The organism is Roseovarius sp. D0-M9 (assembly GCF_037083805.1).
Lineage (GTDB): Bacteria > Pseudomonadota > Alphaproteobacteria > Rhodobacterales > Rhodobacteraceae > Roseovarius.
In genome coordinates this window covers 53,390-68,378 of record NZ_JBAPKZ010000013.1, presented here as the reverse complement: position 1 = coordinate 68,378, position 14,989 = coordinate 53,390, and the positions used below count along the sequence as shown (strand labels likewise).

At 65.2% G+C, this 14,989-nt stretch carries 15 protein-coding genes; 4 read left to right on the top strand and 11 right to left on the bottom strand.

What is annotated here, in order from left to right; translation table 11 throughout:
- Positions 1–3: 3 nt before the first annotated feature.
- From V8352_RS10575 to V8352_RS10565, 3 genes are all read right to left on the bottom strand, one after another.
- Positions 4–345, bottom strand: coding sequence for a hypothetical protein (locus V8352_RS10575; RefSeq protein WP_336424257.1), 342 nt, complete (start codon positions 343–345; stop codon positions 4–6).
- On the bottom strand, positions 345–2,162 hold the full coding sequence (locus V8352_RS10570) for an ABCB family ABC transporter ATP-binding protein/permease (RefSeq protein WP_336424256.1): 1,818 nt from the start codon (positions 2,160–2,162) through the stop codon (positions 345–347). The genes V8352_RS10575 and V8352_RS10570 overlap by 1 nt, the downstream gene beginning before the upstream one ends.
- Before the next feature lie 135 nt (positions 2,163–2,297).
- A complete protein-coding gene (locus V8352_RS10565) occupies positions 2,298–4,073 on the bottom strand; it encodes a LysM peptidoglycan-binding domain-containing protein (protein ID WP_336424255.1) in 1,776 nt (591 codons plus the stop codon).
- 177 nt (positions 4,074–4,250) lie between these two features.
- Here V8352_RS10565 and V8352_RS10560 point away from each other — a divergent pair, with 177 nt between their 5' ends.
- A complete protein-coding gene (locus tag V8352_RS10560) occupies positions 4,251–4,823 on the top strand; it encodes a TIGR00730 family Rossman fold protein (RefSeq protein WP_336424254.1) in 573 nt (190 codons plus the stop codon).
- Here the strand turns inward: V8352_RS10560 and rarD are convergent.
- From rarD to V8352_RS10520, 8 genes are all read right to left on the bottom strand, one after another.
- Positions 4,742–5,659 carry an EamA family transporter RarD gene (gene rarD / locus V8352_RS10555; RefSeq protein WP_336424253.1) on the bottom strand — a complete coding sequence of 306 codons (918 nt, stop codon included), beginning with the start codon at positions 5,657–5,659 and terminating at the stop codon, positions 4,742–4,744. The two genes, V8352_RS10560 and rarD, sit on opposite strands and share 82 nt — an antisense overlap.
- Before the next feature lie 125 nt (positions 5,660–5,784).
- Positions 5,785–6,240 carry a host attachment family protein gene (locus V8352_RS10550; protein WP_336424252.1) on the bottom strand — a complete coding sequence of 152 codons (456 nt, stop codon included), beginning with the start codon at positions 6,238–6,240 and terminating at the stop codon, positions 5,785–5,787.
- The gene (locus V8352_RS10545; protein WP_336424251.1) at positions 6,241–6,462 is read right to left on the bottom strand and encodes a hypothetical protein; all 222 of its coding nucleotides are present in this window, start codon (positions 6,460–6,462) and stop codon (positions 6,241–6,243) included.
- A gap of 134 nt (positions 6,463–6,596) precedes the next feature.
- Complete coding sequence (locus V8352_RS10540) at positions 6,597–7,196, bottom strand: superoxide dismutase (RefSeq protein WP_336424250.1); 600 nt, start codon at positions 7,194–7,196, stop codon at positions 6,597–6,599.
- Between the two features lie 148 nt (positions 7,197–7,344).
- Positions 7,345–7,923: a sarcosine oxidase subunit gamma gene (locus V8352_RS10535; protein WP_336424249.1), complete on the bottom strand. Its 579-nt coding sequence runs from the start codon at positions 7,921–7,923 to the stop codon at positions 7,345–7,347.
- The gene (locus V8352_RS10530) at positions 7,916–10,930 is read right to left on the bottom strand and encodes a sarcosine oxidase subunit alpha family protein (RefSeq protein WP_336424248.1); all 3,015 of its coding nucleotides are present in this window, start codon (positions 10,928–10,930) and stop codon (positions 7,916–7,918) included. The genes V8352_RS10535 and V8352_RS10530 overlap by 8 nt, the downstream gene beginning before the upstream one ends.
- A gap of 58 nt (positions 10,931–10,988) precedes the next feature.
- Positions 10,989–11,318, bottom strand: coding sequence for a sarcosine oxidase subunit delta (locus V8352_RS10525; RefSeq protein WP_336424247.1), 330 nt, complete (start codon positions 11,316–11,318; stop codon positions 10,989–10,991).
- 76 nt (positions 11,319–11,394) lie between these two features.
- Positions 11,395–12,639: a sarcosine oxidase subunit beta family protein gene (locus tag V8352_RS10520; RefSeq protein WP_336424246.1), complete on the bottom strand. Its 1,245-nt coding sequence runs from the start codon at positions 12,637–12,639 to the stop codon at positions 11,395–11,397.
- A 272-nt stretch (positions 12,640–12,911) separates the two neighbouring features.
- On the opposite strand from V8352_RS10520, the gene ccmI reads away from it, so the two are divergent.
- From ccmI to V8352_RS10505, 3 genes are read left to right on the top strand one after another with little or no spacing between them, the layout of a single operon-like run.
- Positions 12,912–14,204, top strand: a complete 1,293-nt coding sequence (gene ccmI, locus V8352_RS10515; RefSeq protein WP_336424245.1) for a c-type cytochrome biogenesis protein CcmI — start codon at positions 12,912–12,914, stop codon at positions 14,202–14,204.
- Entirely contained in the window at positions 14,201–14,686 is a 486-nt protein-coding gene (gene ruvX, locus V8352_RS10510) for a Holliday junction resolvase RuvX (protein WP_336424244.1), read from the top strand. Before ccmI ends, ruvX begins: the two co-directional genes overlap by 4 nt.
- Positions 14,683–14,955 (top strand): DUF1289 domain-containing protein, encoded by a 273-nt coding sequence (locus V8352_RS10505; protein ID WP_442971011.1) that lies wholly within the window; start codon positions 14,683–14,685, stop codon positions 14,953–14,955. The genes ruvX and V8352_RS10505 overlap by 4 nt, the downstream gene beginning before the upstream one ends.
- The last annotated feature ends 34 nt before the right edge of the window (positions 14,956–14,989 follow it).

Below are 14,989 nucleotides of genomic sequence, written 5' to 3'. Positions count from 1 at the left end.
ATTTCAACTACCGCGTGCCTGCTCCGCCTCGCCCAGCGCCGCCCACCACGCGGCATAGTTGGAGTTCTTGGGGTGATGCCCGCCCTCGTCAGGTGCGCCGTCCTGCCACCAGACCGGCCCGCGTTCCCCCAGCGCGCGCTTGGCCGCATCGACATCGGCGCGCGCCGCGCGCTCGGCGGCGGCATCATCCCCTGCCAATTGAACCGCGCGGCGCGCCTTCATCAACGCCTTGATCGCGGCGCGCCGCTCGCTGCCCTCAAGGCCAGGATCCGTGCAGCGCCAGAGCCGCCCGCGAGAGACGAAGTAGCGCCCATCCGGGGTCTGGGGGTAGTCCTTTTGCGGCATCAGGCCGCCTCGTCCGATTGCTGGCGATACCACAGACCCGCATAGCGCCCGTCCTTCTCCAGCAGTTCCGCATGGCTGCCCTGCTCGACGATGTGGCCATCATCCAGCACCACGATCTTGTCCGCATCGGCCACGGTGCTGAGGCGGTGCGCGATCATCAGAACGGTGCGGCCCTGCCCGGCGCGGGCCAGTGCGTCCTGAATGTCACGCTCCGTCGCGGTATCGAGCGCGCTTGTCGCCTCGTCCAGCAGTAAGATGGGCGGATCCTTGAGCAGGGTCCGCGCGATGCCGACCCGCTGCTTTTCCCCGCCCGACAGCTTGAGCCCCCGCTCGCCAACGGTTGTGTCATAGCCATCGGGCAGCGAGACGATGAAGTCATGGATCGAGGCCGCCTTGGCCGCCGCGATCACGTCGTCCTGCGTGGCACCGCCGCGGCCATAGGCGATGTTATACCCGATGGTGTCGTTGAAAAGGACAGTGTCCTGCGGCACGACGCCGATCGCGTCGTGCAGACTGGACTGGGTGACATCCCGGATATCCTGCCCGTCGATGCAGAGTGCCCCCTGCGAGACATCGTAGAAGCGGAACATGAGGCGGCCGATGGTGGATTTGCCCGACCCTGTGGGCCCGACGATGGCAACGGTCTGCCCCGGCTCGGCAGTCAGGGTAATGCCCTTGAGGATCGCGCGCGCAGTGTCGTAGCCAAAATGGACATCGCGCAACTCGACCTTGCCGCCCGTCACATGCAGCACCTTGGCATCCTTGGCATCCGTCACATCGGGCGCCTGATCGAGAAGACCGAACATCTCGCCCATGTCCACCAGCGCCTGCCGAATCTCGCGGTAGACGGTGCCGAGAAAGTTCAGCGGCATGGTGATCTGGATCATGTAGGCGTTGACCATGACGAAATCGCCCACGGTCAGCGTGCCGTTCTGCACGCCGATGGCGGCCATGACCATGACGATGACAAGGCCCGCCGTGATCAGCAGGGATTGGCCGAAATTGAGGAATGACAGCGAGTAGGAGGTGCGCACCGCCGCGCTCTCATACCGCTCCATGGCGAAGTCGTAGCGCGCCGCCTCGCGCTCTTCGGCGCCGAAATACTTGACCGTTTCGTAGTTGAGCAGGCTGTCAATTGCCTTCTGATTGGCGTCGGTGTCCTGATCGTTCATCTCGCGGCGCAGCTTCACACGCCATTCCGTGACCTTGAACGTGAAGGCGACATAGAGCGCGATGACCACGACCACCACGAAAAGATACCAGAAATCGAAGGCTGCCCAGAGGACGATGCCGACGAGGAACAATTCGAGGATCAGCGGAAAGATCGAGAACAGGAGGAAGCGCAGCAGGAAGTCGACGCCCTTGACCCCCCGCTCGATGATGCGGCTGAGACCGCCAGTCTTGCGCGTGATGTGATAGCGCATCGACATGCGGTGTATGTGCCGGAAGGTGCGCAGTGCCACCTTGCGCAGCGCACGCTGGCCAACGGGTGCAAAGAGCGCGTCGCGCAGCTGTTGCAGGCCGGTATTCATCAGGCGCGCCATGCCGTAGGCGACGGTCAGCCCGATGGCCCCCGCGCCCAGCGCCCAGGCCGGATCCGTGCCCTCACCTGAGAGCGTATCGACCGCCGCCTTGTAAAAGAAAGGCGTGCCGACCGCGATCAGCTTGGCCGCGACCAGCGCGGCAAGCGCCAGTATGACCCGCCGCTTGACCCAGCCGCCCTCCTTTCGCGGCCACACATAGGGCGCGACGCGCAGGATGGTCGCCCAGCCGGACGCTGAAGCCGCAGAAGAGTCGGACGGAGGTGATTGGCGCATGAAGGTCCCTTGCGTGTGGCGAGAGGTCACATCTAGGCCGCAAACGCCGGGATATCCAGTCGCGACAGGGCGATGCGGCAAGCGTCATGTGCTTGATGCAACGGTAGAATGAGTATTTTCAGAACAATGAAAGGTTTATTGTGGCAGTTCGAAGACCTGGCCGGGATAGATCAGGTCCGGGTCACGGATACGGTCGGAGTTTGCCTCGAAGACCCGCACATAGAGAATGCCCTCGCCGTAAGTGTCGCGCGAAATGGCCCAGAGCGTATTGCCGGGCTGAACCGTGATCGCGCGGACAAGCGGCTGGGCGGGCTGTGTGTCGGGCTGGGGCGCGCCCTGCGTGCCCGAGGGCGCCCCCACCGCCTCCGGAACGGATGTGGTAGGGGCGCCGGTGGATGCGTTCTGATCGCGCAACTCGGCCAGAAGGGCGCGATCCTCGCGCTTGAACGGGGTCTCGACCCGGCTGGTGACGAGGCCTTCGGGGCTGACTTCGTCAATGCGCAGGGTGTATACGCCGGTGTCGACCTGCGGCAGATCGGTGCGCCATGTGCCAGCCTCGCTGATCCGCGAGGTCGTGATCGGCGTGTTGTCTAGGTAGACGCGCACAAAGCCGGTGCCGGCGGCGCGGCCCGACAGCTGCACGGCGCCATCGCTGGAGTAGCTGATGGAATCAAGCGCGACGGAAGACATGACCTCGGGCGCGGCGCCGGGTGATTGCAGAACGCGCACGCCGTCTGCATCGGCCATGAGAACGGTGGGAGAGGGGGCTGGAGCGCCGGCCTGCTCATCGGTCTGCTCATCGGTTTGCTCGGCCGACGCCAGGCCCCCTGGCTGCGGCGGCGTCTGTGCGAGGGGCGCGGCGCCGGGTGACGTGGCAGGCTGGCCCTCCGCCTCTTGCTGCGCCTCGATACCTGTTTGAGGCTCTTCCACCGGCGCGGCATCCCCTTGGGTCTCGCGCGCTATCTCACGCGCGATGGCCGGCCGGGCCGCGATATCGTCCGTGCCGGCGGGCATATCCGAGCCGGGCTCAAGAGCTACAAGGCCCGGCGCGCTGCGCGGCGGCTGATCTGCAGGCGGCGCATCTGCCGCCTCCTGCGTGGCCGCGAGTGTGGAGGTGGACGCGGATGCGGCCTCTTCGCTGGTTGGTTCGCCGTCCGTTTCCGGTGTGTCGGTGGCAGTCTCTGCGCCGGGCTCATCGCGGGCAAGCTCATCAGGGCCGGACTCATCGGGCGCGGCGCGGGGCGTGTCCGCTTGCGAAGGCGCGGAACTGCCTTGGCTCTTCAGCGCGATCTGCGGCGTGGGCGCTATGATGATTTCGGTCTCGCCAGCGATATGTCCGCCCCCGTCCGGGCCGGTCATGGTGAGCGACAGGACACGCGGTGCGGTGCTGCCCGGCACCTCGACAAACTCGGCAAAGGCGCCGACGGTGCCAGACTCAAAGCTGGAAAGCAACGCGCCATCGAGTAGAAGAGAGACCTGCCAGCCAGGCGCCGCGCGCCCGGCGACGAGGGCCGTGCCGTCCGGCTCAAGCCGGAAGACGTCGATCCTAGGGGCCTGCGGTGCGTCGGGGGCGGCGGATGCCGCCTCGCGGGTGTCTTCCCCGGCAGGCTCGGCCCTTTCCTCGGTCGTTTCCTGCGGCTTTTCGGATGGCGCCTTGGCAGGCTGGTTCTCGGCTGCGCGTGCATCATCCGGCTGATCCGAAGGCGTCGTCTGATCTTCCGCGGCGCTCTGCGGCGCGCTCGCGCTTTCGGCGCGATCCTTGGCCTCGCCCGTCCCCGCCTCATCGCGGGTCAGCGCCGCGTCACGCGGTCCGATGGCACCGCCCACATAGAGCACGGCAATGGTCGCAGCCAAGATGGCGGCGCCTGCACCGATCCAGACGGCGGGGCGCTTGGTTGCGTTGATGCTCATCCCGCAGACACCTTCCGAATAGTTCCCCAGACAGCTTCCCGATAGCTTCACGACAGCCCGATCATGCAAAAGGGCATGACCCACGCGCATGTCATGGCACACTGGTCCGGGTTGCCGGACCCTAGCAACATGGCTAACACGCGTCAAAACACTCCTGCACGAAAGGGCCACCGCACCATGAGCGATCTGTCAATCTGTGTCTTTTGCGGCGCACGCGAGGGCGCGCGGCCCGTTTATGGCGCCGCCGCCGATGCGCTGGGGGCCGGTATCGCCGAGGCGGGCTGGCGTCTGGTCTATGGCGCGGGCGATGTGGGGCTCATGGGCCGCTGCGCGCGCGCCGCTCAGGCGGCCGGGGGCGACCTTCTGGGGGTGATACCGCAGCATCTGGTCGGGCTGGAGGCACGCGCGGGCGTCACCGGCACCCGCGTCGTCACCGAGACGATGCACGAGCGCAAGAAAGTGATGTTCATGAACTGCGACGCCATCGCGCTCTTGCCGGGCGGGGGCGGGTCACTGGACGAGCTGTTCGAGGTGCTGACATGGCGCCAACTGGGCCTGCACGACAAGCCCGTGATCCTGATCGACGTGGAAGGCTATTGGCAGCCGCTGATCGCACTGCTTGAGCATGTCGTGGCCGAAGGGTTTGCCGGAACGGACTTGTCGGAGGGTTACAGGGCGGTGCCGGATGTGGCCGCCGCCCTCGCGGCCTTGCGCGCCGCCCTGCCCCGGCGCCAGGACGAGGCGGTGTAGATCGCCAGCGCCGTCCAGATCAGCGCAAAGGCAATGGCGTGCCAGAGGGTGAAAACCTCACGAAAGATCAAGGTCGCCACCAGAAACTGCAAAGTCGGGTTCAGGTATTGGACAAGGCCGATCGACGCCATCGAGACCCGCCGCGCCGCATAGGAAAAGAGGATCAGCGGGATAGCCGTGATGATCCCCGCCAGCATCAGCATAAGCGTCGTCGTAAGCTCGGCACCAAAATGCCCCTCGCCGCGGGAATGGATCACCGCAAGCCAGCCGATGGCAAAAGGGGACAATACCGCCACCTCGGCTGTGACCGAGACGACGGGACCGGTTGCTAGGCTCTTCTTGACCACGCCGTAAACGGCAAAGGAAAACGCCAGGATCAGCGCGACCCAAGGGGCCACCTGCAAGCCGAACGACAGGATCGTCACCGCGACAGTCGCCAGCGCGACCGAGATCAGCTGCGGGCGGTTCAGCTTCTCCTTGTAGAAGACCGCCCCGGCAAGGACGGCAACCAGCGGAAAGATGTAATATCCCATCGACGCCTCGGTCGCATGATCCAGATGGATCGACGTGATGAACACGAACCAGTTGAGCGAGATCATGAAGGCGGCGATGGCGACGATGCCAAATGTACGCGGTGTGTTCAGCGCCATGGGCAAGGCGCGCAGCCGCCCTTGAATCGCCAGCACGCATAGAAAGAAGATGAAGCCCCAGAAGGTGCGGTGGCATAGGATCTCGATGGGGGGAACATCGTCCAGAAGCTTGTAATAAATGCCCGAAAGGCCCCAGACAGTGCAGGCGCCGATCATGGCGAGGACGCCTTTGACCTCATCTGTCATGGGATGGCCCCTTCTCTGTCCTGCTTTGCCATTCCCCCATAGCCGAGGGCGGCAGCGTTAGAAAGAGGGACGCACACGCAAGATCGGCGCGGGCACCAGCCAGAGGCCCCGCGCCGACCGCCGCGTTACTTCTTGGCCAGCTCGGCCTTGATCATCTGCTCGACCTTGTCGAGCGGATGGTTGGTCAGATCCTTGTCGATCTCGGCGATCACCTTGGCGGCGACCTCCTTGTGCAATTCGCCGCGCAGCGCGCCCAATGTCTTGGAGGCCGCGACGATGACGATATGGTCATATGCGCCGCGATGCGCCTGTTTATACAGGCGATCCGCGAGGTCCGAGGCAAATCGCTCTTTGGCCAGTTCATGCCAGTCGGTATCATCATAGGCCGAGCGGTGACCCGGTCCGTCGTCGTTCATGCGGCCGGGGCGGTTCGCGGATTGGTCGATGTCCTTGGGGTTGTCCTGCTCGTCGATGCGCACGACGTTCAGGTCAGGCGCTTGCGCATCGCCATCATTGCGCAGGAACAGCGCCTTTTCCCCATCGCAGATCAGCACCCATGTGCCTGTTTTCAGTTCGGCCATTTACGTGTCCTCCTCGGGGGCGTGCCCGGTCTCGCGGCTGTCCTGCCCGGTGACGCGGGTGGCGCCAGCGGGCTTTTCCTTGGCGCGCTTTTCCTCGTCGCGGGTGGCGACCCGGCGCTCTAGATCACCGCCTTGGCGGCCTGATTGCGAAATATCCGCCGCCTCGCCGATGATCTCTTCGGTTTCGCGGTGGCCGTCCTTGGAGCGCTTGCGCTCTGCCATGGTCTCCTCCTTTTCGCGTTGAAATCTGTAGGGAAAACGGCCGGGTGCGGAGGGTGGTTCCTCCGGCGCACGAAAAAGCCCCCGGCAGTGCGATCCACCGGGGGCTGATGTGACGTGCTGATCTCTGGCGCAGGTTACATGCGGCTTGCGACGTTTTCCCAATTGACCAGCTTGTTCAGGAAGTTGTCCAGATAGGCGGGGCGCTTGTTGCGGAAGTCGATGTAATAGGAATGCTCCCACACGTCGCAACCCAAGAGCGCCGTCTGGCCGAAGCACACAGGGTTCACGCCGTTTTCGGTCTTGGTGACCTTGAGGCTGCCATCGGCATCCTTGACCAGCCACGCCCAGCCCGAACCGAACTGACCGGCACCAGCGGCGGCAAATTCCTTCTTGAAATCATCGACGCTGCCAAAGCTCTCTTTCAGCGCAGTCTCGACCTCGGACGGCATCTTGGACTCTCCGGGGCTCATCATTTCCCAGAACTGATTGTGGTTCCACAACTGACTGATGTTGTTGAATATCCCCGACTGCGCCACCGCATTCTTGTCGTAGGTGCCCTTGATGATCTCCTCAAGGGTCTTGCCCTCCCACTCGGTGCCCGAAATCGCCTTGTTGCCGTTGTCGACATAGGCCTTGTGGTGGATGTCGTGGTGGTATTCCAGCGTCTCGCGGCTCATGCCGTTGTCGGCCAGTGCGTCGTGCGAATACGGAAGATCGGGAAGTTGGAATGTCATGGGTTGGCCCCCTTTTAAGTGAAAAATCCTATGGCTCCTAGATGGTAGCCTTGGGGGTGGAACGTCAAGAGCGCGCGGTCGGTTCCGGGCAGTTCGGGCGCGCCCATCTGATTTGGCCTCAAAACGCCGACAGGCGGCCGCGCGCCGCTCACTTGGCCAGATAGCGCACTTCGCTGCCCGGAGCCGCCGCGCCCTTGAGCACGTCAAAGACATATTGCGCGACCGAGCGGAAGCAGACGACGCGCGCATCGCCCTCGGCTGCCATCCACATCGCAGCCGGCACCTGTGCCATGCGCGAGCGGCGGAACTGGCCCACCTTGAAGGCCGCAGGGCTGAAATCCACCGGAGCCAGCTTGGCCAATGCCTCGCGCACCAGCGCATCGTCGCCGGTGATGCTGAACATGCAGCGCGCGTCCGACACATCCGCGACCAGGTGGTGATCCTCGAACAGCGCCTTGTCGATCGCCGCCATCTTGTCCGCAACATCCGCGTAGGGGACCATGATCAGCACCTCGTCGGGCGACATCCAGGCCGCGCCGCCGGTCTTGGACAGGGCGACATGGCCCTGCCCCGGCATGTCGCCGCCCGTGACCGATTGGATCACCTTCTTCAGCTTGACCTCGGCCAGATCACCCCGCAGCGTGATCATGCCTTGCAGGCCCATGTCGCGGATCTGGACGAATCCCGATGCGCTCGCGCCGTTCAATGCGCTGACTGCGTTAGACATTCTGCTTTTCTCCTTCACGGTCGAAGAATACCTGATCGACGATCTTGGCCCGCATCACCGTGCCATCGACGCGCGGGAATTCCAGCACCTCGCCCATCCGGTCCGGCCCGTTGAGCACAAGGCCCATCGCGATGCCGCGCCCCAGCGTGGGCGAATGGTAGGTCGACGTGACGCGGCCTTGCGTCTCGCGCTGGCCATTGTCGTTGGTCCCCTCGGCGGTGGCATAGGCCCCATCGGGCAGCACCTTGCCATCGACGGTCTCGAGGCCGACCAGTTTCCAGCGCGCGGGATCGGTCATATGGCTGCGCTCTTGCGCGCGCTTGCCGATATAGTCGTCCTTCTTCTTGGAGATCGCCCAACCCATGCCCAGATCCTGCGGGATGACCGTGCCGTCGGTCTCGTCCCCGATCATGATAAAGCCCTTTTCGGCCCGCATGATGTGCAGCGCCTCGGTGCCATAGGGCGTGATGTTCGCCGATGCCCCGGCGGCCATCAGCGCATCCCAGAGCGCGCGGCCCTCCGACGCCTTGACCGCGATCTCATAGCTCAGCTCCCCCGAGAAAGAGATGCGATAGACGCGCGCCTCGATCCCGCCCAGCGTGATGTCCTTCCACGCCATGAAGGGCAGCGCCTTGGCGCTTATGTCGTCACCGCTCAGCCGCTCCAGCGTCTCGCGGGCACGCGGGCCGACGACGGCAATCTGGGCGTATTCTTCGGTCAGATTGGCGACGTAAACCTTCCAGGTCCACCATTCGGTTTGCAGCCATTCCTCCATGTGCCCATGGATCGCCTCGGCACCGCCGGTAGTGGTGTGACAAAGGAATGTATCGTCCGACAGGCGCGCCACGACGCCGTCGTCCATCAAAAAGCCATTCTCGTTGCACATCAGGCCATACCGGCAGCGGCCCACGGCAAGCGTGCTCATCATGTTGGTATAGAGCATGTCGAGGAACTTGCCGGCATCGGGGCCCTTGACCACCAGCTTGCCCAGCGTCGAGGCATCGAGGATACCAAGGCTGGCTCGGGTATTCGTGACCTCGCGCGCAACCGCCTCCTCTATGCTCTCGCCCTGCTTTTGATAGGTGTAGGGCCGCCGCCACTGGCCAACAGGCTCCCAATAGGCGCCGTTCTCGACGTGCCAGTCATAGAGCGGCGTGCGCCGGATCGGCTGAAACCGCTCGTCGCGCGCCTCGCCCGCGATCGAGGCCATCGAGATGGGCGTATAGGGCGGGCGGAAGGTGGTCGTGCCGGTCTGCGGAATGGGCTGGCCCACCGCGTCCGACAGGATCGCCAGACCGTTGATATTGCTCAGCTTGCCCTGATCCGTCGCCATACCGAGGGTAGTGTAGCGCTTGGCGTGCTCGACACTCTCGTAACCTTCTTGTGCGGCCAGTTGCACATCCGACACCTTGACGTCGTTCTGATAGTCCAGCCAAGCCTTCTGGCGCTTGGCGATGCCTGCCCCCTGCGGCATCATCCAGACGGGGGCCATCGGCGCCTCCTCCGGCGTCTCGGCCTTGGGGGCGGCGTATGCATCGCCGACATGGCCCGCCGCCTTGGCCGCAGATGTGCCCGCCGAGGTGGCATCCATCAGGATTTCGGCCAGCCCAAAGGCGCCATTGGCGGCGCCTGCGGGCGTGACGAAGGCCTGCCCATCGGCGCCGGTCGGCGCCTTGCCCGCATCGGGGCGGAAGGCGGCTGTCGCCTCGTCCCAGATCAGCTTGCCGCCGCAATGGGACCAAAGGTGGACCACGGGCGACCAGCCGCCAGACATGGCCACCACGTCGCAGGTGATCTCCTCCAGCACGGCGCCCTCGCCCGCCTGAGAGCAGACACCCACGCCCGTCACGCGCTTGGCCCCCTGAACCGACGAGATGCCGCTGCCCATGAGCACGCGGATGCCCAGCGATTTGGCCTGCGCCATCAGCGCACTGTCCTGCGCCGTGACCCGCGCGTCGAGGATGACGGGCACATCCAGGCCCGCCTCCTTGAGGGTGAAGGCGGTGCGATAGGCGTCATCGTTGTTCGTGACGATCACGGTGCGGTCCCCGATGGAAACGCCGTAATCGACCACATAGTCGCGCACTGCCGAGGCCAGCATCACGCCCGGAATATCGTTGCCCGCAAAGCTGAGTGGCCGCTCGATCGCGCCTGTTGCGGTCACGATCTGCGCCGCACGGATGCGCCAGAGGCGGTGGCGCGGGCCCTGCGCCTTGGGGGCATGATCGCCCACGCGCTCGTAGCCCAGCGCATAACCATGGTCATAGACACCCGCGCCCATGGTGCGGTTGCGCATGGTCACATTGTCCATCGACGCAAGGTCGGACACGAGGCCGTCGATGTAATCGGCGACCGGCGCGCCATCCACCATCCCGCCATCCACCGGCGCGCGTCCGCCCCAATGCGCGGTCTGTTCCAGCAGCAGAACCTTTGCGCCCGCCTCGCCCGCCGCACGCGCGGCCTGAAGCCCCGCGATACCGCCACCGACGACCAGCACGTCGCAGAACGCATAGAAATGCTCGTACGTGTCCGTATCGCGCTGCTCGGGCGCCGCGCCGAGACCCGCCGATTTGCGGATGATCGGCTCATACACATGCTTCCACAGGGGCCGTGGATGGATGAACATCTTGTAATAAAAGCCCGCAGGCAGAAAGCGCGCCAGTTTGGTGTTGATCGCACCGACGTCAAAATCGAGCGACGGCCAGTGGTTCTGGCTCGTGCAGGTCAGCCCGTCGAACAGCTCGGTCGTGGTCACGCGCTGGTTCGGCTCGAAGCTGGCGCCCGTGCCCATGCCGACAAGGCCGTTCGGCTCTTCGGCACCCGAGGCGACCACACCGCGCGGACGGTGGTATTTGAACGAGCGGCCCATCAGCATCTGGTCATTGGCTAGAAGCGCCGAGGCGATCGTATCACCCGCATAGCCCTTGAGACGCCTGCCGTTGAACGTGAAATCCATCCGGCGCGCCTTGTCGATCAGACGGCCGCCGTTTGCCAGACGTGTGCTCATGCCCCTGCCCTCGCGTGCGTGGTTGGTGTCGATCGAGTATTTTTAGCAAGATGAAGGCTCATGCGAACTCCCTCCACGACCAGCCGGGTCGCTTGGCGGTGATGGCATCCTTGATGTGCTGAGGCGGCTCGGATGTCTGCGCCTCGTAAGTGCCGTAGACCTCGAGCGTGACGGTATCGCGGGCGGCATGAAACCACTTGCCGCAGCCGTAATTGTGGCGCCACCGCTCGAGGTGGACGCCTTTGGGGTTCACCTTGGAGAAAAGATAGTCGTGGAACTCGGCGTCGGACGAGCCGGGCCCGAACCGTTTCAGGTGCGCCTCGCCGCCGCCGTGAAATTCGGTTTCCTCGCCGGTCACGCCGCAGCAGGGGCAGGTCAGGATCAGCATGTCGTATCTCCAGTCATCCGGGTAGCAGGAGTTCTCGAAAACTCTTGGCGCAATTCTTTGAAGAACTGTGTGGCCATCAATGCGCGACCCCCGCCGCGACGCTTTCGTCGATGAAGCGGCCCTCGACGAAGCGGTTCAGCCCGAAGGCGTCCGTCAGCGGGGAGTGGCCTTTTGCCATGAGTTCGGCAAAGCCCCAGCCGGAGCCGGGGATCGCCTTGAAGCCGCCGGTGCCCCAGCCGCAGTTGACGAAGATGCCGTCGACGGGCGTCTTGCTGAGGATTGGCGAGCGGTCGCCCGTCACGTCCACGATCCCGCCCCATTGGCGCAGCATCTTGAGGCGCGCGACCATCGGGAAGGTTTCGACCAGCGCGCGCACCGTCTCTTCGATGTGGTGGAAGGCGCCGCGCTGCGTGTAATTGTTATAGCCGTCGGTGCCGCCGCCGATGACCATTTCGCCCTTGTCGGACTGGCTCATGTAACCGTGGACCGTGTTGGCCATGACGACCACGTCCATGCAGGGCTTGATCGGCTCGGACACCAACGCCTGAAGGGCGACGCTCTCGATCGGCAGGCGGAAGCCGGCCATATCGGCAAGGTGGCCCGAGTGGCCCGCGACGACCATGCCCAGCCGGTCGCAGCCGATGGCGCCGCGTGTGGTGTTCACGCCCGTGACCTTGCCGTTTGCCTGCTCGATCCCGGTGACTTCGCATTTCTGTATGATGTGCATGCCCATGTCGCTGCACGCCCGCGCATAGCCCCATGCGACCGCATCGTGGCGCGCCGTGCCCGCGCGAGCCTGCCAGAGCGCGCCCAAGACCGGATAGCGCGGCCCGTCGATGTTGATGATCGGGCAGAGCTGTTTGACCCGGCTGGGGCCGATGAACTCGGTCTTGACCCCCTGCAAGGCGTTGGCATGGGCCGTGCGCTCATAGCCGCGGACTTCGTGCTGGGTCTGGGCCAGCATCATGCAGCCCCGCGGGCTGAACATGACGTTGTAATTCAGATCCTGGCTCATCGTCTCGTAGAGCGAGCGGGATTTCTCGTAGATCGCCGCCGAGGGATCCTGGAGGTAGTTCGAGCGGATGATCGTCGTGTTGCGCCCGGTATTGCCGCCGCCCAGCCAGCCCTTTTCCAGCACGGCCACATTGGTGATGCCAAAATTCTTGCCCAGATAATAGGCGGTTGCGAGGCCGTGACCGCCAGCGCCGATGATAATGACATCGTATTTCGCCTTCGGCTCGGGCGAGGCCCAGGCGCGGTCCCATCCGGTGTGGTTGCGAAGCGCCTCACGGGCGACGGCGAAGGCTGAGTAGCGTTTCATGCGCGGTCTCACTCTGGTGATGGATTCGCGGGGGGCTCGCGTGGTTAGGGAGGGTATGCGCCGTGTGGGAGGATCGCAATATACCGGGTGCGGCGCAGGGCGCGCGATTTGCGACAATGGCGCCGCGCCTGCGGTCCCTGACCCGCCAGCGCGCTACCAGTGGCCTTTCAATGGCCCTCCAAAGGCGCCGGGTGCGACAAGAACGGCACGCATCGGCCCTTTCGCCGGGCGCGCCGCGCCGTTATGTGGACAGGGATAGCAGGAGAGCCGCCATGATGTTCTGGATCGTCGCCGCCGCCTTGGCATTGGGAGCCAGCGCGCTTATCGCGCTTGCGCTGATGCGCGGGCGTGTCAGCACGGCACCGCCTGCGGCCTATGATCTGGAGATCTACCGCGTTCAACTGGACGGCGTCGACAAGGACCTGGCACGCGGCGTCATCTCCCAGACCGAAGCCGGCCGCCTCCGCGCCGAGGTGTCACGGCGCATTCTTGCCGCCGATGCGCAGATCCGTGCCTATGGCGCCGATGGCGGCCAACCGCGCCGCGCCGGTCAGGTCATGGCCGCGCTTCTGGTCGTGGCGGTGACCGGCGGCACCATATGGATCTACGGACAACTGGGCGCGCCGGGCTACGTCGATCAGCCCCGCGCCGGGCGCCTTGCCGCATCGGACGCCGCGCGCGCCGATCGGCTGAGCCAGGCCGAGGCCGAGGATCGTTTTGGCCCCGGTGATCAGTCCGTGGAGCCACCCGAGGATTTCGCGCAGCTCATGGTGCAATTGCGCGCGGCCGTCGAGGCGCGGCCCGGCGACCTGCGCGGCCTTGCCCTTCTGGCGCGCAATGAGGCCAGCCTTGGCAATACGGGCGCCGCCCGCGCCGCGCAGGAGCAGTTGATCGCGGCGAAAGAGGGCGAGGCCACGGCTGCCGATCACGCTTTTCTGGCCGATCTGATGATCACTGCGGCGGGCGGCTATGTCTCGGCCGAGGCCGAGGCCAGCCTGCGCACCGCGCTGTCGCTGGACCCCTCGCAAGCCGAGGCGCGCTATTACTTGGGCGTTTACTTTTCTCAGGTCGACCGGCCCGATGCGGCCTTCCGCACGTGGGAGGCGCTGCTGAATGACAGTCCCCCGGATGCCGTTTGGGTCGCACCGCTGCGCGAGCAGATCGTGGGGGCCGCAGATCGCGCCGGGATCAACTACACACTGCCCGAGGCGGGCAGTTCCGGTGCGGCGGCGGGCCCCACGCCCGAGCAGGTCGAGGCCGCCGATGACATGAGCGAGGAGGAGCGCCAGACCTTCATTCGCAGCATGGTCGATAACCTGTTGGCGCGTCTGGGAAGCGAGGGTGGCCCGCCACAGGACTGGGCGCGACTTGTGGTGGCCTTGGGCGTGCTGGGCGAGACGGAACGCGCGCAAACCATTCTGGACGAAGCGCGCCTGAACTTCGCCGGCCAAGACGACGCAACGCGCCTTCTGGACGAGGCCGCGTCGCGGGCGGGTCTGGAAGGTGCACCTCAGGATGCGGCACCGCAAGACAGTGCACCCGAAACCTCCGAGGGCACCCAATGATCCATGAGGACATCACCGAGTTCGCCGCCGCGCTGCCGCCCATGCGCGCCCTCATGGGGCTGGATCTGGGCGACAAGACGATCGGGGTGGCCGTATCGGACGGTCTTTGGTCCGTGGCCAGCCCGATCGAGACGGTGCGGCGCAAGAAGTTCGGTGTGGATGCCGCGCGTCTGGCGCAGATCATCGAGGCCCGCCAGATCGGCGGCCTCATCCTCGGGCTGCCGCGCAACATGGACGGCAGCGAGGGGCCACGCTGCCAATCGACCCGCGCCTTTGCGCGAAATTTCGCCCGCCTGCCCGGCATGGCCGATCTGCCCATCGGCTATTGGGATGAACGGCTGTCCACAGTTGCCGCCGAGCGCGCGCTGCTTGAGGCGGATACGTCACGCAAACGTCGCGCCGAGGTGATCGACAACATCGCGGCGTCGTATATCCTCCAAGGTGTGCTGGACCGTTTGGGCCATATGAGGAGCGCGCAATGATGGGCGGAAGCGAAAAGCCGGACGGATCACCGGAGGGCGCGCCCGTCTGGACGCGGACCGAGGTGCAATCCCCCTGCATCCGCGTCTGCGTGGTCCATCCCGAAGCGCGCCTTTGCACCGGCTGCCTGCGCAGCATCGACGAGATCGCCCGCTGGTCCAGAATGACGGACGGTGAGCGCGCCGAGATCATGGCCGCACTGCCGGATCGCGCCCGCCTTCTGCGCAAGCGGCGCGGCGGGCGCGCCGCCCGGCTGGAGCACGGCGTCTAAAGCGTTTCGCCTTTAACCTGAGGCATCAGCAAAA